At 67.1% G+C, this 18,799-nt stretch carries 28 protein-coding genes; 27 read left to right on the top strand and 1 reads right to left on the bottom strand.

Annotated features, from left to right (window positions below; all coding sequences use genetic code 11):
• Window positions 1-59 precede the first annotated feature (59 nt).
• Window positions 60-1,820, bottom strand: coding sequence for a DUF1800 domain-containing protein (locus tag AB0M01_RS36460; RefSeq protein ID WP_363677087.1), 1,761 nt, complete (start codon window positions 1,818-1,820; stop codon window positions 60-62).
• Window positions 1,821-2,268: 448 nt separating this feature from the next.
• Between AB0M01_RS36460 and rpsL the strand changes: the two genes are divergently transcribed.
• From rpsL to AB0M01_RS36325, 27 genes are all read left to right on the top strand, one after another.
• Window positions 2,269-2,643, top strand: a complete 375-nt coding sequence (gene rpsL / locus AB0M01_RS36455) for a 30S ribosomal protein S12 (protein WP_012923692.1) — start codon at window positions 2,269-2,271, stop codon at window positions 2,641-2,643.
• Window positions 2,643-3,113 (top strand): 30S ribosomal protein S7, encoded by a 471-nt coding sequence (gene rpsG / locus AB0M01_RS36450; RefSeq protein WP_012923691.1) that lies wholly within the window; start codon window positions 2,643-2,645, stop codon window positions 3,111-3,113. The genes rpsL and rpsG overlap by 1 nt, the downstream gene beginning before the upstream one ends.
• A 71-nt stretch (window positions 3,114-3,184) precedes the next feature.
• A complete protein-coding gene (fusA, locus tag AB0M01_RS36445; protein ID WP_363677085.1) occupies window positions 3,185-5,296 on the top strand; it encodes an elongation factor G in 2,112 nt (703 codons plus the stop codon).
• 73 nt (window positions 5,297-5,369) lie between these two features.
• Window positions 5,370-6,563, top strand: a complete 1,194-nt coding sequence (tuf, locus tag AB0M01_RS36440; protein ID WP_363677083.1) for an elongation factor Tu — start codon at window positions 5,370-5,372, stop codon at window positions 6,561-6,563.
• 362 nt (window positions 6,564-6,925) lie between these two features.
• Window positions 6,926-7,234 (top strand): 30S ribosomal protein S10, encoded by a 309-nt coding sequence (gene rpsJ / locus AB0M01_RS36435; protein WP_012923688.1) that lies wholly within the window; start codon window positions 6,926-6,928, stop codon window positions 7,232-7,234.
• Between the two features lie 14 nt (window positions 7,235-7,248).
• Entirely contained in the window at window positions 7,249-7,905 is a 657-nt protein-coding gene (gene rplC / locus AB0M01_RS36430) for a 50S ribosomal protein L3 (protein ID WP_363677082.1), read from the top strand.
• On the top strand, window positions 7,902-8,597 hold the full coding sequence (gene rplD / locus AB0M01_RS36425; RefSeq protein ID WP_363677081.1) for a 50S ribosomal protein L4: 696 nt from the start codon (window positions 7,902-7,904) through the stop codon (window positions 8,595-8,597). Before rplC ends, rplD begins: the two co-directional genes overlap by 4 nt.
• Window positions 8,594-8,899 carry a 50S ribosomal protein L23 gene (rplW, locus tag AB0M01_RS36420; RefSeq protein WP_077019231.1) on the top strand — a complete coding sequence of 102 codons (306 nt, stop codon included), beginning with the start codon at window positions 8,594-8,596 and terminating at the stop codon, window positions 8,897-8,899. The genes rplD and rplW overlap by 4 nt, the downstream gene beginning before the upstream one ends.
• Window positions 8,899-9,732: a 50S ribosomal protein L2 gene (rplB, locus tag AB0M01_RS36415; RefSeq protein WP_077019232.1), complete on the top strand. Its 834-nt coding sequence runs from the start codon at window positions 8,899-8,901 to the stop codon at window positions 9,730-9,732. The genes rplW and rplB overlap by 1 nt, the downstream gene beginning before the upstream one ends.
• Before the next feature lie 17 nt (window positions 9,733-9,749).
• Window positions 9,750-10,031 carry a 30S ribosomal protein S19 gene (gene rpsS / locus AB0M01_RS36410; protein ID WP_363677079.1) on the top strand — a complete coding sequence of 94 codons (282 nt, stop codon included), beginning with the start codon at window positions 9,750-9,752 and terminating at the stop codon, window positions 10,029-10,031.
• Between the two features lie 50 nt (window positions 10,032-10,081).
• Window positions 10,082-10,543 (top strand): 50S ribosomal protein L22, encoded by a 462-nt coding sequence (gene rplV, locus AB0M01_RS36405; RefSeq protein ID WP_363677078.1) that lies wholly within the window; start codon window positions 10,082-10,084, stop codon window positions 10,541-10,543.
• Entirely contained in the window at window positions 10,543-11,376 is an 834-nt protein-coding gene (gene rpsC / locus AB0M01_RS36400) for a 30S ribosomal protein S3 (RefSeq protein ID WP_363677077.1), read from the top strand. The genes rplV and rpsC overlap by 1 nt, the downstream gene beginning before the upstream one ends.
• 3 nt (window positions 11,377-11,379) lie before the next feature.
• A complete protein-coding gene (gene rplP / locus AB0M01_RS36395) occupies window positions 11,380-11,799 on the top strand; it encodes a 50S ribosomal protein L16 (protein WP_363677076.1) in 420 nt (139 codons plus the stop codon).
• Window positions 11,799-12,095 carry a 50S ribosomal protein L29 gene (gene rpmC, locus AB0M01_RS36390; protein ID WP_363677075.1) on the top strand — a complete coding sequence of 99 codons (297 nt, stop codon included), beginning with the start codon at window positions 11,799-11,801 and terminating at the stop codon, window positions 12,093-12,095. The genes rplP and rpmC overlap by 1 nt, the downstream gene beginning before the upstream one ends.
• Window positions 12,092-12,388 (top strand): 30S ribosomal protein S17, encoded by a 297-nt coding sequence (gene rpsQ / locus AB0M01_RS36385; protein ID WP_363677073.1) that lies wholly within the window; start codon window positions 12,092-12,094, stop codon window positions 12,386-12,388. Before rpmC ends, rpsQ begins: the two co-directional genes overlap by 4 nt.
• Before the next feature lie 106 nt (window positions 12,389-12,494).
• A complete protein-coding gene (rplN, locus tag AB0M01_RS36380) occupies window positions 12,495-12,863 on the top strand; it encodes a 50S ribosomal protein L14 (RefSeq protein ID WP_077019238.1) in 369 nt (122 codons plus the stop codon).
• A gap of 1 nt (window position 12,864) precedes the next feature.
• Window positions 12,865-13,260 carry a 50S ribosomal protein L24 gene (rplX, locus tag AB0M01_RS36375; protein ID WP_363677072.1) on the top strand — a complete coding sequence of 132 codons (396 nt, stop codon included), beginning with the start codon at window positions 12,865-12,867 and terminating at the stop codon, window positions 13,258-13,260.
• Window positions 13,260-13,832, top strand: coding sequence for a 50S ribosomal protein L5 (rplE, locus tag AB0M01_RS36370; RefSeq protein ID WP_363677070.1), 573 nt, complete (start codon window positions 13,260-13,262; stop codon window positions 13,830-13,832). The genes rplX and rplE overlap by 1 nt, the downstream gene beginning before the upstream one ends.
• A 1-nt stretch (window position 13,833) precedes the next feature.
• Window positions 13,834-14,019, top strand: a complete 186-nt coding sequence (locus tag AB0M01_RS36365; RefSeq protein ID WP_012923674.1) for a type Z 30S ribosomal protein S14 — start codon at window positions 13,834-13,836, stop codon at window positions 14,017-14,019.
• A gap of 94 nt (window positions 14,020-14,113) precedes the next feature.
• Window positions 14,114-14,521, top strand: coding sequence for a 30S ribosomal protein S8 (gene rpsH, locus AB0M01_RS36360; RefSeq protein ID WP_077019240.1), 408 nt, complete (start codon window positions 14,114-14,116; stop codon window positions 14,519-14,521).
• Window positions 14,522-14,548: 27 nt separating this feature from the next.
• Entirely contained in the window at window positions 14,549-15,091 is a 543-nt protein-coding gene (gene rplF, locus AB0M01_RS36355) for a 50S ribosomal protein L6 (protein ID WP_363677069.1), read from the top strand.
• Window positions 15,091-15,474, top strand: a complete 384-nt coding sequence (gene rplR / locus AB0M01_RS36350; protein WP_363677067.1) for a 50S ribosomal protein L18 — start codon at window positions 15,091-15,093, stop codon at window positions 15,472-15,474. Before rplF ends, rplR begins: the two co-directional genes overlap by 1 nt.
• Before the next feature lie 31 nt (window positions 15,475-15,505).
• The gene (gene rpsE, locus AB0M01_RS36345) at window positions 15,506-16,105 is read left to right on the top strand and encodes a 30S ribosomal protein S5 (protein ID WP_077019243.1); all 600 of its coding nucleotides are present in this window, start codon (window positions 15,506-15,508) and stop codon (window positions 16,103-16,105) included.
• A complete protein-coding gene (gene rpmD / locus AB0M01_RS36340; protein WP_363677066.1) occupies window positions 16,105-16,287 on the top strand; it encodes a 50S ribosomal protein L30 in 183 nt (60 codons plus the stop codon). The genes rpsE and rpmD overlap by 1 nt, the downstream gene beginning before the upstream one ends.
• Before the next feature lies 1 nt (window position 16,288).
• Window positions 16,289-16,729, top strand: a complete 441-nt coding sequence (rplO, locus tag AB0M01_RS36335; protein WP_363677064.1) for a 50S ribosomal protein L15 — start codon at window positions 16,289-16,291, stop codon at window positions 16,727-16,729.
• Between the two features lie 132 nt (window positions 16,730-16,861).
• Window positions 16,862-18,163 (top strand): preprotein translocase subunit SecY, encoded by a 1,302-nt coding sequence (gene secY / locus AB0M01_RS36330; protein ID WP_363677062.1) that lies wholly within the window; start codon window positions 16,862-16,864, stop codon window positions 18,161-18,163.
• Window positions 18,163-18,735, top strand: coding sequence for an adenylate kinase (locus AB0M01_RS36325; protein WP_363677061.1), 573 nt, complete (start codon window positions 18,163-18,165; stop codon window positions 18,733-18,735). The genes secY and AB0M01_RS36325 overlap by 1 nt, the downstream gene beginning before the upstream one ends.
• Window positions 18,736-18,799: the final 64 nt, after the last annotated feature.

Genomic DNA, 18,799 nt, shown 5'->3' with positions numbered 1-18,799 from the left:
AGGTGGGAGGTGGCCCGGCCGCAGGGGCGGTCGCGGCCGGGCCGGGTCAGGAGGACCGATCAGCGAGCGAGGAACTGCGGCGAGTCGAGCACCAGCGCGACAACGTGACCGGCTTGCCAGTCCATCCGTCCTCGGTCCACACGCGAGGTCGTCTTCGCGCCGACGAAGGTGGCCAGCGCAGTGCGTTGCCGCGCGTTCGGCCGCTGCCCGATCAGCCGCAACCCCAGCCGATCGAACCAGTCGCGGTACGTGTCACCGGACTTCGGCCGCAGGTCGGCCGGCAGCTTCTCGCGCTTCAGCCCGTCCCACCACCCGTACGACAACGCCCGGTGCGACGACCAGCGCTCCAGCATCTGCCCGGCCGACGACCAGGCCGGCGCGACGTCGGGGTAGCCGTTCGGCGACGGCCAGGCCAGCGGAGCATGGCCGAGGTTGTTCAGCTGCCAGTACATGGCTTCCAGGCCCTTGCCGGTGGTCGGACCGAACGGCAGGTCGAGCGCTCGCGCGGTCCCGACGACGTCCTCGAGCGGCCGTTTCGTCTTGCGCCCAAGGGAGTTCCAGAACTCGCCGCTGCGGAACAGCGCGGTCAGCACCGGCAGGATCGCGGTGTTGTTCTTCAGGTAGACCTGCGCCAGCCGAGCGACCAGTTCCGGCGGCGGCACGTCGTCGACGAACCGTACGACGAGCTTGCGCGCGATCGTCTTCGCCGTCGCCGGGTGCTTGGCCAGGTAGTCGAGGTACTTGTCGCCCAGCGCCAGCCCGCCCTTGGCGGAGGTGTTGGCAGCGGACCAGTCGAGCACCTTCACCCGACCGGTCCGGTGCCGCTCCGGCTTGTAGTCGAACTCGCCGTCGTCGTTCGACCCGCGTCCGCTCAGCACGTACGCGCTGCTGCGCATGTCCTGCTCCGTGTAGCCGGACGAGACGCCGACGGTGTGCAGCTCGAGCAGCTCGCGGCCGAGGTTCTCGTTGACGCTCTCGCGGGTGGAGGTGTCGTTGTCGAGGAAGTGCAGCATCGCCGGGTGCCGCATCGCGGCCTTCAGCATGTCGGCGTACCGGCCGAAGGCGTGCTTGCGGATCACCGCGGCGGCGTAGTGCGGCGCGACGTCCCAGCCGCGGTCGGACGGCGTCGCGACGTGCAGGTGGTTGGCGAAGACGTCGACGACGACCTCGAACAGCTGCCGCCGGCCGAACACCTGCCGGCCCAGCGTGGCGAAGCCGGTCTGGAACATCGCGTCCCAGGAGTACTGACCGATCGACCGCCGGACGGTCCCGACGTCGGCGCCGGCCAGCTTGAACGCCCGCCAGGCCTGGTCGCCGGACGGGTCCGCCGCGGTCGGCGACAACTGCGCAGCGAGCCAGCGGTCGATGCCCAGCTTGGCTAGGCTCTCCACATCCGACGGCCGCGGCCCGAACGTGACCCGATTGAGCAGGTGCCGCTGGGCCTGGGCAGTGGTGAGCGGCCCGGCTTTGTCGACCAGCAGGCCCGGTACGACGCGTCCCGCCTTCGCTGCCTCCGCGTAGCCGGCGTAGTCGCGAGTGGAACCGGTCTGGGCCGGTGGCTTCGGTCGCTGGTCACCAGCGACGTAGCTGGAGTCCCGGTCGTCTTCCTGGGCGGCCAGACCCGGCCGCTCGGCTACGGCCGACCTGCTGGCAGCCGTACCAGAGCGGTGGGGGACACCGGTCGCGGTGACGCGTTCACTCAGGCTGCCGCGCCGCGACAGCAGTTCGACGCCGAGCCCGCCGGCTGCCAGGACACCGGCGACGGCGCCGATGGCAGCTCGCCGGACGACAGGGCTCGGGGGAGTGGGGACAGGCTCCACGGAAGTCTCCAAGACGCGTGCGAAAAGGGCTCCCCGTTATCAGGTCGTTACTCCCGATGGCGGTGACTATGCCGCAGCGCCCGGACGCCCAAAACAGAGCGTCGCGGAGATTTACGCCGATCAGACATTCGTGATCGTGATGGCGGCCGGGGACACTGGCTTGGACCGTGTCCGGAGTCCGGTAGACTGAGGAGGCGGCCTAGTCCCCTTGCCGCACGGTGGTCTGTTTTGACCGTGCTTGGGGCAGCCGCTAGTCTTAACGATCGTGCCCGGGTCATCCTGGGCCGTCATGCGTGCCCCTCGTTTCGCGGGTTTGCGCGCGTGGCACGGGACATCTGCCGACAGTCTGAAAGATTACGGCTCCGGTACACCCGTGCGCACGCGACACACCCGACCGCGGGGGTCAGGCGCGCAGCAACCGACCGGACGACAGAAAGAGACCTACGCGGTGCCCACCATTCAGCAGCTGGTCCGCAAGGGCCGCCAGGACAAGGTGTCGAAGAACAAGACGCCGGCCCTGAAGGGTTCCCCTCAGCGTCGTGGTGTTTGCACGCGCGTCTACACGACCACTCCGAAGAAGCCGAACTCGGCGCTTCGCAAGGTGGCCCGAGTCCGCCTCACCAGCGGCATCGAGGTCACCGCGTACATCCCGGGTGTCGGCCACAACCTGCAGGAGCACTCGATCGTGCTCGTGCGTGGCGGTCGTGTGAAGGACCTTCCGGGTGTCCGGTACAAGATCATCCGCGGTTCGCTCGACACCCAGGGTGTGAAGAACCGGAAGCAGGCTCGCAGCCGGTACGGCGCGAAGAAGGAGAAGAGCTAATGCCGCGCAAGGGTCCCGCCCCGAAGCGGCCGGTCATCATCGACCCGGTCTACAGTTCGCCGCTGGTCACCCAGTTGATCTCCAAGATCCTGGTGGACGGCAAGAAGCAGATCGCGCAGAGCATCGTCTACACCGCCCTCGAGGGCACCCGGACGAAGACCGGCACCGACCCGGTCATCACGCTGAAGCGCGCTCTGGACAACGTGAAGCCCAGCATCGAGGTGAAGAGCCGCCGCGTCGGTGGTGCCACCTACCAGGTGCCGATCGAGGTCAAGCCCGGTCGCTCGACCACGCTCGCCCTGCGCTGGCTCACGTCGTACTCCCGTGCGCGTCGCGAGAAGACCATGGCCGAGCGCCTGATGAACGAGATCCTGGACGCGTCCAACGGTCTCGGTGCATCGGTCAAGCGCCGCGAGGACACGCACAAGATGGCCGAAGCCAACAAGGCTTTCGCCCACTACCGCTGGTGACGCGGGGCCCGAACCGGGCCCCCAGCTCACTTTCTTTGACGCAATACAGAAGCGAGAGGTAGACCACCGAGGTGGCCGTACAAATCACCACCGACCTGGCCAAGGTCCGCAACATCGGGATCATGGCCCACATCGACGCCGGCAAGACGACGACGACCGAGCGGATCCTCTTCTACACCGGTATCACCTACAAGATCGGTGAGGTCCACGAGGGCGCCGCCACGATGGACTGGATGGAGCAGGAGCAGGAGCGCGGCATCACGATCACGTCCGCCGCGACGACCTGCACCTGGAAAGACCACACCATCAACATCATCGACACCCCGGGCCACGTCGACTTCACCGTCGAGGTGGAGCGCTCGCTGCGCGTCCTCGACGGTGCCGTCGCGGTGTTCGACGGTGTCGCCGGCGTCGAGCCGCAGTCCGAGACGGTCTGGCGGCAGGCGGACCGGTACGGCGTACCGCGGATCTGCTTCGTCAACAAGCTGGACCGCACCGGCGCGGAGTTCATGCGCTGCGTGGACATGATCCGCGACCGGCTCGCCGCGACCGCTCTGGTCATGCAGCTGCCGATCGGTGCCGAGTCCGACTTCATCGGTGTCGTCGACCTGATCGAGATGCGCGCGCTGACCTGGCGTGGCGAGACCGTGATCGGTGAGGACTACACGATCGAGGAGATCCCGGCCAGCCACACCGAGGCGGCCGCGGAGTGGCGCGACAAGCTGATCGAGACGCTGGCCGAGGCCGACGACGAGATCATGGAGCTCTACCTCGAGGGCGAGCAGCCGACGGTGCCGCAGCTGAAGGCCGCCATCCGGCGCGCCACGCTGGCCAGCAAGCTGACCCCGGTCCTGACCGGTACGGCGTTCAAGAACAAGGGCGTCCAGCCCCTGCTCGACGCGGTCAACGACTACCTGCCGAGCCCGCTCGACGTCCCGGCCATCGAGGGCCACGACGTCAAGGACTCCGACCAGGTCGTGCTGCGCAAGCCCGACGACAGCGAGCCGTTCTCGGCGCTGGCCTTCAAGATCGCGGCCGACCCGCACCTGGGCAAGCTGACCTTCATCCGGGTCTACTCCGGCAAGCTCGAGGCGGGTTCGCAGGTGCTGAACCCGACCAAGGGCCGCAAGGAGCGGATCGGCAAGATCTACCGCATGCACGCGAACAAGCGTGAGGAGATCGCGTCGATCGGCGCCGGCCACATCGTCGCCGTGATGGGTCTGAAGGACACCACCACCGGTGAGACGCTGGCCGACCCGAACAAGCCGGTCGTGCTGGAGTCGATGCAGTTCCCGGCCCCGGTCATCTCGGTCGCCATCGAGCCCAAGTCGAAGGGCGACCAGGAGAAGCTGGGCGTCGCGATCCAGCGCCTGGCCGAGGAGGACCCGACCTTCCAGGTCCGGACCGACGAGGACACCGGCCAGACGATCATCGCCGGGATGGGTGAGCTGCACCTCGAGGTGCTGGTCGACCGGATGAAGCGCGAGTTCCGCGTCGAGGCCAACGTCGGCAAGCCGCAGGTCGCCTACCGCGAGACGATCAAGAAGAAGGTCGAGAAGATCGACTACACGCACAAGAAGCAGACCGGTGGTTCGGGTCAGTTCGCGCGTGTGATCATCAACATCGAGCCGACTTCGGTCGAGGCCGGTGGCGAGGGCGGGTACGAGTTCGTCAACGCCGTCACCGGTGGCCGTATCCCGCGCGAGTACATCCCGTCGGTGGACGAGGGCGCGCAGGAGGCCATGGAGTTCGGTGTCCTGGCCGGCTACCCGATGGTCGACGTCAAGGTGACGCTGACCGACGGTGCGTACCACGACGTCGACTCCTCCGAGCTCGCGTTCAAGATCGCCGGTTCGATGGCGTTCAAGGACGCGGCGCGGCGGGCCAGCCCGGTCATCCTCGAGCCGATGTTCGCGGTCGAGGTCACCACGCCCGAGGACTACATGGGTGAAGTGATCGGCGACCTCAACTCCCGTCGTGGCCAGATCCAGTCGATGGACGAGGGCCCCGGTGGCAGCCGGGTCGTGAAGGCCCTGGTGCCGTTGTCCGAGATGTTCGGGTATGTCGGTGACCTGCGGTCGAAGACCCAGGGCCGCGCGTCGTACTCGATGCAGTTCGATTCCTACGCCGAGGTTCCGAAGAACGTGGCGGAAGAGATCATCAAGAAGGCCCGCGGCGAGTAATCTCGCCCCGGACCAACCAACCCACAGCGCGTCGGCGTACGGCGTAAGTCAACATTTTCCCAGGAGGGCCCCAGTGGCTAAGGCGAAGTTCGAGCGGACTAAGCCGCACGTCAACATCGGCACCATCGGTCACATCGACCACGGTAAGACCACTCTTACCGCGGCGATCACCAAGGTGCTGCACGACAAGTACCCGGACCTGAACGAGGCCTCGGCCTTCGATCAGATCGACAAGGCGCCGGAAGAGCGCCAGCGCGGTATCACCATCTCGATCGCGCACGTCGAGTACCAGACCGAGGCCCGGCACTACGCCCACGTCGACTGCCCGGGTCACGCGGACTACATCAAGAACATGATCACCGGTGCGGCCCAGATGGACGGTGCGATCCTGGTCGTCGCCGCCACCGACGGCCCGATGCCGCAGACGCGTGAGCACGTGCTGCTCGCCCGTCAGGTCGGCGTGCCGGCGATGGTCGTCGCGCTGAACAAGTGCGACATGGTCGACGACGAGGAGATCCTGGAGCTCGTCGAGCTCGAGGTCCGCGAGCTGCTCTCGGAGCAGGAGTTCGACGGCGACAACGCGCCGATCGTCCGCGTCGCCGCTCACCCGGCGCTGCAGGGCGACGCCAAGTGGGGCGAGTCGATCATCGAGCTGATGACCGCCGTCGACGAGTACATCCCGCAGCCGGAGCGCGAGATCGACAAGCCGTTCCTGATGCCGGTGGAGGACGTCTTCACCATCACGGGTCGCGGTACGGTCATCACCGGCCGGATCGAGCGCGGTGTCGTCAAGGTCAACGAGACCGTCGACATCGTCGGCATCCGTCCGGAGAAGCAGACCACCACGGTCACCGGCATCGAGATGTTCCGCAAGCTGCTCGACGAGGGCCAGGCCGGTGAGAACGTCGGTCTGCTGCTCCGTGGCACCAAGCGCGAGGACGTCGAGCGCGGCATGGTCGTGATCAAGCCGGGTACGACCACCCCGCACACCAACTTCGACGCCTCGGTCTACATCCTGTCGAAGGAGGAGGGCGGCCGGCACACGCCGTTCTTCCAGAACTACCGCCCGCAGTTCTACTTCCGCACCACGGACGTCACCGGCGTCGTCACGCTGCCCGAGGGCACCGAGATGGTCATGCCGGGCGACAACACCGACATGTCGGTCGAGCTGATCCAGCCGATCGCCATGGAAGAGGGCCTGAAGTTCGCGATCCGGGAGGGTGGCCGTACCGTCGGCGCCGGCCGGGTCACCAAGATCATCAAGTGATCTCATGAGGTCCGCGAGGGCTCGCAGGTTGAGCCTTCGCGGACCTCTGCTTTGTGCCTGATCCGGCACCCAGGTGGGGCCGGATCGGGCGTGAAGCCCCCCGATTGGCATTCCGGTGCCGATCGATGGCACAATATTCAGGTTGCTCAGGCGAGGCCGCCGGGGCGCTCCCCAGACTTCTGGTCTGGCTGGTGGCGCCGGACCGGAGACCATGCCGAGGTTCGGTCCGAGACCGAACCCCGATCACATCCCAGGATCGAAGAGTTGCTGCTGGCGCACGTATGTGCCCGGTTCGCGACACACCCGACCGCGGGGGTCGGAGCAGCGAAGGCGAAGACGATAGAGAAGGACGAAGCGAAGCGATGGCGGGACAGAAGATCCGCATCCGGCTGAAGGCCTACGACCACGAGGTCATCGACAGCTCGGCGCGCAAGATTGTCGACACGGTGACGCGTACTGGTGCGAAGGTTGCTGGCCCGGTGCCGTTGCCGACGGAAAAGAACGTGTTCTGCGTCATCCGCTCGCCGCACAAGTACAAGGACAGCCGCGAGCACTTCGAGATGCGCACCCACAAGCGGCTCATCGACATCATCGACCCCACGCCGAAGACCGTCGACTCGCTGATGCGGCTCGACCTCCCGGCCGGTGTCGACATCGAGATCAAGCTCTGAGGGAACGCTGACCTATGAGCAAGCAGAAGAACACGCGAGGGCTGCTGGGCACCAAGCTCGGCATGACCCAGACCTGGGACGAGAACAACCGAGTCGTCCCCGTCACCGTGATCCAGGCCGGCCCGTGCGTGGTGACCGAGGTGCGTACCTCGTCCACCCACGGCTACGACGGCGTGCAGATCGCGTTCGGCGACATCGACCCGCGCAAGGTGACCAAGCCCCTGCGCGGCCACTTCGACAAGGCCGGTGTGACCCCGCGCCGGCACCTGCTGGAGCTGCGCACCGCTGACGCGAGCGAGTACACGCTCGGCCAGGAGATCAAGGCCGAGGCCTTCGAGGCCGGCGAGGTCGTCGACGTCTCCGCCACCAGCAAGGGCAAGGGCTTCGCCGGTGTCATGAAGCGGCACGGCTTCCACGGTCTGCGCGCCACCCACGGTGTGCACAAGAAGCACCGTTCGCCGGGCTCCATCGGCGGCTGCGCCACCCCCGGCCGGGTCTTCAAGGGCCTGCGGATGGCGGGCCGGATGGGTCACGAGCAGGTGACCACGCAGAACGTGAAGGTGCACGCGGTCGACACCGAGCGCGGCCTGATCCTGATCAAGGGTGCCGTTCCCGGCCCCAAGGGCGGCCTCGTGCTGATCCGCAACGCCGCGAAGGGAGCTGCCAAGTGAGCACCGTCGACGTGACCGTCGTCAAGGGCGACAAGGTCAGCAAGAAGGGCTCCGCCGAGCTTCCCGCCGAGCTGTTCGACGTTCAGGTGAACGTGCCGCTGATCCACCAGGTCGTGGTGGCGCAGCTGGCCGCCGCTCGTCAGGGCACGCACAAGGTGAAGCGCCGCGGCGAGGTCTCCGGTGGTGGCGCCAAGCCGTACCGCCAGAAGGGCACCGGCCGCGCCCGCCAGGGTTCGACCCGGGCGCCGCAGTTCACCGGTGGTGGCGTCGTGCACGGCCCGACCCCGCGCGACTACAGCCAGCGGACCCCGAAGAAGATGATCGCCGCCGCCCTGCGCGGTGCGCTCTCCGACCGGGCCCGTGACGGCCGCGTCTTCGTGGTCGAGCAGTTCGTGGACGGCGACACGCCGTCGACCAAGTCGGCGCTGAAGGTGCTGGCCGAGGTCACCGAGTTCGTCAAGGTGCTGGTCGTTGTCGACCGCAACGACGAGCTGACCTGGCTGAGCCTGCGCAACGTGCCGACCGTGCACCTGATCGCCGCCGACCAGCTGAACGCGTACGACGTGCTCTGCAGCGACGCGGTGGTCTACACCAAGGCCGCGCTCGACGCGTTCGTCGCCGGCGCGCCCAAGGGCAAGTCCGTCAAGGCTGTCGCGACGTCGACCGAAGCCGAGCAGGAGGTAGAGGCATGAGCCACGGAGTCAACAAGGACCCGCGGGACGTGCTGCTGCGGCCGGTCGTGAGCGAGAAGAGCTACGGCCTGCTGGACGAGCAGAAGTACACGTTCGAGGTCGCCCCGGACGCCAACAAGACCGAGATCAAGCTCGCGGTCGAGAAGGTGTTCAAGGTCCGCGTGACCAGCGTCAACACGATCAACCGCAAGGGCAAGCGCCGCCGCACCCGTGCCGGCTGGGGCAAGCGCCCGGACACCAAGCGAGCGATCGTCAGCCTGTCCGGCGACGACCGCATCGACATCTTCGGAGGCCAGTCGTAATGGGTATCCGCAAATACAAGCCGACGACGCCGGGCCGCCGTGGCTCGAGCGTGGCCGACTTCGTCGAGCTCACCCGTTCGACCCCTGAGAAGTCCCTGCTCCGCCCGCTGCCGAAGAAGGGTGGCCGGAACAACTCCGGCAAGATCACCACCCGGCACCACGGTGGCGGTCACAAGCGGGCGTACCGCCTGATCGACTTCAAGCGCTACGACAAGGACGGCGTCCCGGCGAAGGTGGCCGAGATCGAGTACGACCCGAACCGCACCGCGCGGATCGCGCTGCTGCACTACGTCGACGGCGAGAAGCGCTACATCCTCGCCCCGTCGAACCTGAAGCAGGGCACGATCGTCGAGAACGGCCCGGCCGCCGACATCAAGGTGGGCAACAACCTGCCGCTGCGCAACATCCCGGTCGGCTCCACGGTGCACGCCGTCGAGCTGCGCCCGGGTGGCGGCGCCAAGATGGCCCGTTCCGCCGGTGCCAGCGTTCAGCTGGTCGCCAAGGAGGGCCGGATGGCCACCCTGCGGATGCCGTCCGGCGAGGTCCGGATGGTCGACGTGCGCTGCCGCGCCACCCTCGGTGAGGTCGGCAACGGCGAGCAGTCGAACATCAACTGGGGCAAGGCGGGCCGGATGCGCTGGAAGGGCAAGCGTCCGACCGTCCGCGGTGTCGCGATGAACCCGGTCGACCACCCGCACGGTGGTGGCGAGGGCAAGACCTCGGGTGGTCGTCACCCGGTGTCCCCGTGGGGTCAGCCTGAGGGCCGCACCCGCACCCGCAAGGAAAGCGACCGCATGATCGTCCGGCGCCGCAAGGCCGGCAAGAAGCGCTGATAGGGAGCCGGACAGAGATGCCACGCAGCCTCAAGAAGGGCCCGTTCGTCGACCACCACCTGATGAAGAAGGTGGAGGTGCAGAACGAGAAGGGCACCAAGAACGTGATCAAGACCTGGTCCCGCCGGTCGATGATCATTCCCGACATGATCGGCCACACGCTCGCGGTGCACGACGGCCGCAAGCACGTGCCCGTGTTCGTGACGGACGCGATGGTCGGGCACAAGCTCGGCGAGTTCGCCCCGACCCGCACGTTCAAGGGTCACGAGAAGGACGACCGGAAGTCACGGCGTCGCTGACCTCGGTCAGTCGATGACGCGAAAGCAACCTACGGAGAGATTCGAACATCATGAGCGTTCAAGAGCGTAGGGCCGTCAGTGCCCGTCGCGAGAGCCTGCTGGGCGACGAGCCCGGGGCCTTCGCGGTCGCGCGCTTCGTCCGCGTGACGCCGATGAAGGCGCGTCGCGTGGTGGACCTGGTGCGCGGGATGGGTATCGACGATGCCCTCGCCACTCTGAAGTTCGCCCCGCAGGCCGCTGCCGCGACCGTGTACAAGGTCGTCGACAGCGCCGCGGCGAACGCCGAGGGCACCGAGCACCTGAGCCGCGCCGACCTGGTCGTGGTGAAGGCCTTCGTGGACGAGGGTCCGACGCTGAAGCGTCACCGCCCCCGTGCGCAGGGCCGGGCCACCCGGATCGACAAGCGGACCAGCCACATCACCGTGGTCGTGGGCCCGCGCGCCGACGAGGAGCAGCCCGCCAAGAAGGCCGAAGGCAAGAAGGCCGCTGAGAAGAAGGGCAGGACCCGCTAGTGGGCCAGAAGGTAAACCCGCACGGGTTCCGCCTCGGTATCAGCACGGACCACAAGAGCCGCTGGTACGCCGACAAGCTGTACAAGGACTACGTCGGCGAGGACGTCAAGATCCGCCGTCTGCTGAGCAAGGGCATGGAGCGCGCCGGCATCTCCCGCGTGGAGATCGAGCGCACCCGTGACCGCGTTCGGGTCGACATCCACACCGCCCGTCCGGGCATCGTGATCGGTCGCCGCGGCGCCGAGGCGGACCGGATCCGGGGCAGCCTCGAGGAGCTCACCGGCAAGCAGGTGCAGCTGAACATCCTCGAGGTCAAGAACTCCGAGGTCGACGCCCAGCTGGTCGCGCAGGGCGTGGCCGAGCAGCTGTCCGGCCGCGTGGCGTTCCGCCGCGCGATGCGCAAGGCGATGCAGACCACCATGCGTGGCGGCGCCCTGGGCATCCGGATCCAGTGCTCCGGCCGGCTCGGTGGCGCCGAGATGTCGCGGTCGGAGTTCTACCGCGAGGGGCGGGTGCCGCTGCACACGCTGCGCGCGGACGTCGACTACGGCTTCTACGAGGCCCGGACGACCTTCGGCCGGATCGGCGTGAAGGTCTGGATCTACAAGGGCGACGTGTCCGGCTCCCGCGCCGAGCGCGAGGCCCAGGCCGCGGCCCGTGCCGCCAACCAGCAGCGTCGTCCGGCTCGCCGTGACGACCGCGGTGGTCGCGGTGGCGAGCGGGGCGGCCGTCGTGACGACCGTCGCGACAACCGCAACGAGGCCCCGAAGGCCGACGCCACGACGGCCCCGGCCGCCGACAAGCCGGCCGAGACGACCGGAACGGAGAGCTGAACCGTGCTCATCCCCCGTAAGGTCAAGCACCGCAAGCAGCACCACCCGAAGCGCTCCGGCGCTGCCAAGGGCGGCACCACGCTGGCCTTCGGTGACTTCGGCATCCAGGCCCTGGAGAGCCACTACGTCACCAACCGGCAGATCGAGTCGGCGCGTATCGCGATGACCCGGCACATCAAGCGTGGCGGAAAGGTCTGGATCAACATCTACCCGGACCGCCCGCTGACCAAGAAGCCTGCCGAGACCCGGATGGGTTCCGGTAAGGGTTCGCCGGAGTGGTGGATCGCCAACGTCAAGTCGGGCCGCGTGATGTTCGAGCTGTCCGGTGTCGACGAGAACACGGCTCGCGAGGCGATGCGCCGCGCGATCCACAAGTTGCCGATGAAGTGCCGCTTCATCTCCCGAGAGGCAGGTGAGAACTGATGGCTACCCTGACCGCCGCCGAGCTGCGGAACCTGGGCAAGGACGAGCTGCTGAGCAAGCTCGGTGAAGCCAAGGAGGAGCTGTTCAACCTCCGGTTCCAGGCTGCCACGGGTCAGCTGGAGTCCCACGGCCGGCTGCGCGCCGTCCGTAAGGACATCGCCCGCATCTACACGGTGCTGACCGAGCGTGCGCTCGGCATCACCGAAGAGGTGGACGCTCCGGTCGCCGCCACCGACGCCGAAACTGAGGCCGACGAGACGGCAGACGACAGCGAGAAGGCTGGGAGCAAGGCATGACCGAGAACACTGCGAAGGACGAGACCGTGGGCACGACCGAGGCGCGAGGCCGCCGCAAGACCCGTGAGGGTCTGGTGCTGAGCGACAAGATGGACAAGACCGTCACCGTCGAGGTCGAGGACCGGGTCAAGCACAAGCTGTACGGCAAGGTCATCCGCCGCACCAGCAAGCTCAAGGCGCACGACGAGCAGAACGCCGCCGGCATCGGCGACCGCGTCCTCCTGATGGAGACCCGGCCGCTGTCGGCCACCAAGCGGTGGCGCATCGTCGAGATCCTCGAGAAGGCCAAGTAACTCCGGCCTCGAGGTCACGGCAACGCCCAGCTGTACCCAATCGAAATCATTCGTTCCGCAAGGCTCACCGCGGTGAGAACCAGCGAGACAACCAGGAGATCAACAGATGATCCAGCAGGAGTCGCGACTGAAGGTCGCCGACAACACGGGTGCGAAGGAAATTCTTTGCATCCGCGTGCTCGGTGGCTCCGGTCGGCGCTACGCCGGTGTCGGGGACACGATCGTCGCCACCGTCAAGGACGCGATCCCGGGTGGTGGCGTGAAGAAGGGTGACGTCGTCAAGGCTGTCATCGTGCGGACCGTGAAGGAGCGCCGGCGTCCGGACGGCTCCTACATCCGCTTCGACGAGAACGCCGCCGTCATCCTCAAGGCCGACGGTGAGCCGCGTGGCACCCGTATCTTCGGGCCGGTCGGCCGGGAGCTGCGCGAGAAGCGCTTCATGAAGATCATCTCGCTCGCTCCGGAGGTGCTCTGACATGGCAGACAAGGCGCAGCGCAAGCTGCACGTGAAGAAGGGTGACCTCGTCCGCGTGGTCACCGGCAAGTCCAAGGGACTCGAGGGCAAGATCATCTCGGTCCAGCCCGACGCCGAGCTCGTCATCGTCGAGGGCGTGAACCGGGTCAAGAAGCACACGAAGGTGCAGCAGGCCCAGCGCGGCGGCACCACGGGTGGCATCGTCACCCAGGAGGCCCCGATCCACGTCTCCAACGTGATGCTCCTGGTCGAGGTCGACAAGGACGGCAAGAAGCAGAAGGTGACCACCCGCGTCGGGTACAACCGCGTCGAGGTGCAGAAGCGGCGCCCGGACGGTTCGACGTACACCGGTTTCCGGAGCGTCCGGATCGCTCGGCGTACCGGCGAGGAGATCTGATGACCACCGCAGTGACCGAGGCGAAGGTCCAGCCCCGGATGAAGACCAAGTACCGCGAAGAGATCGTCGGCAAGCTGCAGGAGCAGTTCCAGTTCGAGAACGTCATGCAGGTGCCCGGCCTGGTCAAGATCGTGGTCAACATGGGTGTCGGCGAGGCGGCTCGGGACTCCAAGCTGATCGACGGCGCGATCAAGGACCTGGCCGCGATCACCGGCCAGAAGCCGCAGGTCACCAAGGCCCGCAAGTCGATCGCGCAGTTCAAGCTGCGCGAGGGGATGCCGATCGGCGCCCACGTGACGCTGCGCGGCGACCGGATGTGGGAGTTCCTGGACCGGCTGCTGGCGCTCGCGCTGCCCCGGATCCGCGACTTCCGCGGCCTGTCCGCGAAGCAGTTCGACGGCAACGGGAACTACACCTTCGGTCTGACCGAGCAGGTCATGTTCCACGAGATCAACCAGGACCGGATCGACCGGGTCCGGGGCATGGACATCACCGTGGTGACCAGCGCCAAGAACGACGACGAGGGGCGCGCGCTGCTGCGGCAGCTCGGCTTCCCGTTCAAGGAGAACTGACGTGGCGAAGACAGCACTCAAGGTCAAGCAGGCCCGGAAGCCGAAGTTCGCGGTGCGTGGCTACACGCGCTGCCAGCGCTGCGGCCGGCCGAAGGCGGTCTTCCGCAAGTTCGGCCTGTGCCGGATCTGCCTGCGGGAGATGGCGCACCGGGGCGAGCTGCCCGGCGTGACCAAGTCCAGCTGGTGACCGAGCTCTTCAGCACCGAACTCTTCTCCACCCACCATCTAGTCACCGTAGGTCGCCGAGCGGCGAAACCACGGCGGGAAAGAGGCCCCAGGCCATGACGATGACCGACCCGATCGCAGACATGCTGACGCGTCTGCGCAACGCCAACCAGGCGTACCACGAGTCGACCTCGATGCCGTACAGCAAGATCAAGCAGGGCATCGCCGACATCCTGCAGCAGGAGGGTTACATCTCCTCCTACCAGGTCGAGGAGCCCAAGGAGGGCACCGTCGGCAAGACCCTGATCGTCGACCTGAAGTTCGGGCCGAGCCGGGAGCGCTCCATCGCGGGCGTGCGCCGGATCAGCAAGCCCGGACTGCGGGTCTACGCGAAGTCGACCAACCTGCCGAAGGTGCTGGGAGGCCTGGGCGTCGCGATCATCTCGACGTCGCAGGGTCTGCTCACCGACCGGCAGGCCAAGAACAAGGGCGTTGGCGGGGAAGTCCTCGCCTACGTCTGGTGACGAAGAACCGGAAGGAGGACCACATTCATGTCTCGCATCGGTAAGCTCCCGATCTCGGTCCCGTCCGGCGTCGACGTCACGATCGACGGCCAGACGGTCACCGTCAAGGGTCCCAAGGGTCAGCTCTCGCACGTCGTGGCTGAGCCCATCGTGGTCAACCGGGACGAGGACGGCACCATCGCCGTCGCGCGTCCGGACGACCAGCGCAAGAGCAAGGAACTGCACGGCCTGTCCCGCACCCTGATCGCCAACCTGGTGACCGGCGTGACGGACGGCTACGAGAAGAAGCTCGAGATCGTCGGCGTCGGGTACCGCGTCCTGGCCAAGGGACCGACCCAGCTGGAGTTCTCGCTCGGCTACAGCCACACGATCACGGTGGACGCGCCGGAGGGGATCACCTTCGCCGTCGAGACGCCGACCAAGTTCTCGGTGCAGGGAATCGACAAGCAGTCCGTCGGTGAGGTCGCCGCGAACATCCGCAAGCTGCGCAAGCCCGAGCCGTACAAGGGCAAGGGCGTGCGGTACGCCGGCGAGCAGGTCCGCCGCAAGGTCGGAAAGGCTGGTAAGTAATGGCGATCGGTTTGCGGCACAACAAGCACGCCGCCAAGAAGACCGCGTCGCGGCTGCGTCGTCAGATCCGCGTCCGCAAGAAGATCAACGGCACGGCCGAGCGGCCGCGCCTGGTGGTCAGCAAGTCCTCGAAGCACCTGTTCGCTCAGGTCATCGACGACGTCGCCGGCGTGACGCTGGTGTCGGCCTCCACGATGGAGTCCGACCTGCGCGGTGCGGAGGCGAACAAGACCGACAAGGCCAAGACGGTGGGCGGTCTGCTCGCCGACCGGGCCAAGGCGGCCGGGATCGACTCGGTCGTCTTCGACCGGGCCGGCAACAAGTACCACGGCCGCATCGCGGCACTGGCCGACGCCGCCCGCGAGGGCGGGCTCGGCTTCTGATGACGGCGACAAGGGAAGAAGGTAGTTCGAAATGAGCGGAGGCCAGCAGCGTCGCGGAGGCGGCGCCGGTGGTGAGCGCCGTGGCCGCGACGGTGGTCGCGGTCAGGCAGCTGACAAGACCGCCTACATCGAGCGCGTGGTAGCCATCAACCGGGTCGCCAAGGTCGTGAAGGGTGGTCGTCGCTTCAGCTTCACCGCCCTCGTGGTCGTCGGCGACGGTGAAGGCACCGTCGGTGTGGGATACGGCAAGGCCAAGGAGGTGCCCGCGGCGATCGCCAAGGGCGTCGAGGAGGCCAAGAAGGCGTTCTTCAAGGTCCCGAGGATCCAGGGCACCATCCCGCACCCGGTGCAGGGTGAGAAGGCTGCCGGCGTGGTCATGCTGCGCCCGGCCGCTCCTGGTACCGGTGTGATCGCGGGTGGCTCGGCGCGCGCCGTGCTGGAGTGCGCGGGCATCCACGACATCCTCAGCAAGTCGCTGGGTTCGTCCAACGCCATCAACGTGGTTCACGCCACCGTCGAGGCGCTGCGCAGCCTGGAGACCCCGGAGGCCGTGGCCGCGCGCCGTGGCCTGCCGGTCGAGCACGTCGCTCCGGCGGCTCTGCTGAAGGCGCGGGCGGAGGTCGCATCCTGATGGCACGCCTGAAGGTGACCCAGACCAAGTCCGGCATCGGTGGCAAGCAGAACCAGCGCGACACGCTGCGCACCCTGGGCGTCAAGCGGATCGGCGACACCGCCGTCCACGAGGACAAGCCCGAGGTTCGCGGTATGGTGCGCGCGGTTCGCCACCTCATCACCGTCGAAGAGGTTGACTGACATGGCGCTCAAGGTTCATCACCTGCGTCCGGCGCCCGGAGCCAAGACCGCCAAGACCCGCGTGGGTCGCGGTGAGGGCAGCAAGGGCAAGACGGCCGGCCGCGGTACCAAGGGCAGCAAGGCCCGTAACAACATCCCCGAGTGGTTCGAGGGTGGCCAGATGCCGCTGCACATGCGGCTGCCGAAGCTCAAGGGCTTCAAGAGCAGGAACCGAGTCGAGTTCCAGGTCGTTAACCTGGACAAGCTCGGAACGCTGTTCCCCGAGGGCGGTGAGGTCGGTGTGGCCGAGCTCGTCGCGAAGGGCGCGGTCCGGGGTGGTCAGCCGGTGAAGGTGCTGGGTGACGGCGAACTGACCGTGGCACTGCAGGTTTCGGTGCACAAGTTCTCCAAGACCGCCAAGGAGAAGATCGCGGCGGCCGGGGGAACCACCACCGAGGTGTGAGTGCCAGGGCTCGTCCGGCTGTAGCGCTGATATTGTGCGCTGGTCGTCGGACGAGCCCTGGTTCGTCTCTTGCCCAGCTGCTTTGCTAGGCCCCTGCCCTGACCGGGCACGGGAAACTTGTGGGAGGACAGGGTGTTAGGCGCCTTTGCCAACGCGTTCAAGACTCCGGACCTGCGCCGGAAGATCTTGTTCGTGCTCTTCATCGTCGTGATCTTCCGAATCGGTTCGGTCGTGCCGGCGCCCGGTGTCAACGTCAAGGCACTGGACATCTGCCTGCAGGCGTCGAAGACGGGCGAGAACGCGAATCTGTACAACCTGATCAACCTGTTCTCCGGCGGTGCCCTGCTGCAGCTCGCGATCTTCGCGCTGGGCATCATGCCGTACATCACCGCCAGCATCATCCTGCAGCTGCTCACCGTGGTGATCCCGCGGCTGGAGTCGCTGAAGAAGGAGGGCCAGGCGGGGCAGGGCAAGATCACCCAGTACACCCGGTTCCTGACCGTCGGCCTGGCGATCCTGCAGGCGACCGCGTTCGTCGCGCTCGCCCGGACCCCCGGCCGGCTGTTCAACGGCTGCAACGAGCAGCTGCTGCACAGCGACAAGTGGTTCCCGGTCGTCGTCATGGTGCTGACCATGACCGCCGGTACCGGTGTGGTGATGTGGCTCGGTGAGCTGATCACCGACCGCGGTGTCGGCAACGGCATGTCGATCCTGATCTTCACCCAGATCGTCGCCACCTTCCCGACCCAGCTCTGGGCGATCCGCAAGAGCCACGGCGTCGCGACCTTCCTGGCCGTGCTGGCCGTCGGTCTGGTCATCATGGCCGCGGTCATCTTCATCGAGCAGGCGCAGCGCCGGATCCCGGTGCAGTACGCCAAGCGGATGGTCGGCCGGAAGATGTTCGGCGGCACCTCGACGTACATCCCGCTGAAGGTGAACCAGGCCGGGGTCATCCCGGTGATCTTCGCCTCCAGCCTGCTCTACCTGCCCGTGCTGGTCAGCCAGTTCCGGCAGGACGAGAAGTGGGCGCAGTGGATCCAGGGCAACCTGGTCAAGGGCGACCATCCCATCTACATGGTGACGTACGTCGCGCTTATTATCTTTTTCACGTACTTCTACGTCTCGATTACCTTCAACCCGAAGGAAGTTGCTGACAACATGAAGAAGTACGGCGGCTTCATCCCCGGGATCCGGGCGGGGCGGCCGACCGAGGAGTACCTCTCCTACGTTCTGTCCCGCATCACGCTGCCCGGCGCGATCTACCTGGCGATCATCTCGATGATCCCGCTGATCGCACTGGTCCTCTTGAACGCCAGCCAGAGCTTCCCGTTCGGTGGTACGTCGATCCTGATCATGGTCGGCGTCGGACTGGACACGGTGAAGCAGATCGAGAGTCAGCTGCAGCAGCGTAACTACGAAGGGTTCCTGCGCTGATGAGAATGTTGCTGATGGGTCCGCCCGGGGCGGGCAAGGGCACGCAGGCAAAGGTGCTTGCGGAGCGTCTGAACATCCCGGCCGTGTCCACCGGCGACATCTTCCGGCAGAACGTGAAGGACGAGACGGAGCTGGGTCTCGAGGCGAAGCGGTACATGGACGCGGGCAACTACGTCCCCGACGAGGTCACGAACGCAATGGTGCGGGACCGGCTGTCCGAGGCGGACGCCGGCGCGGGCTTCCTCCTGGACGGGTACCCCCGGACGCTGCCGCAGGTCGGCACGCTGGACGACATCCTGGCCGAGCACGGCCACAAGCTGGACGCGGTGGTGGCGCTGGTCGCCGACACCGACGTACTGGTGGACCGGATGCTCAAGCGGGCCAAGACCGACGGCCGCTCGGACGACTCCGAGGAGGTCGTCCGGCACCGCCAGGACGTCTACACCGCCGAGACCAAGCCGCTGCTGCAGGTGTACGCGCAGCGCGGCCTGCTGGTCGAGGTGGACGGCGTCGGCGAGATCGACGAGGTCAGCGAGCGCGTGCTGGCCGCCCTGAAGTCGATCAGCGAATGATTTCCGGGTCCGCCCGGCGACAGCTCTGTCGCCGGGCGGACCTTTTTGCTGCACACGAGGCGGA

The sequence above is a fragment of the Kribbella sp. NPDC051770 genome (genome assembly GCF_040681455.1).
Classification (GTDB): domain Bacteria; phylum Actinomycetota; class Actinomycetes; order Propionibacteriales; family Kribbellaceae; genus Kribbella.
Note: the sequence above shows the minus strand (reverse complement) of the source record. Positions and strands in the feature narration are given on the sequence as shown.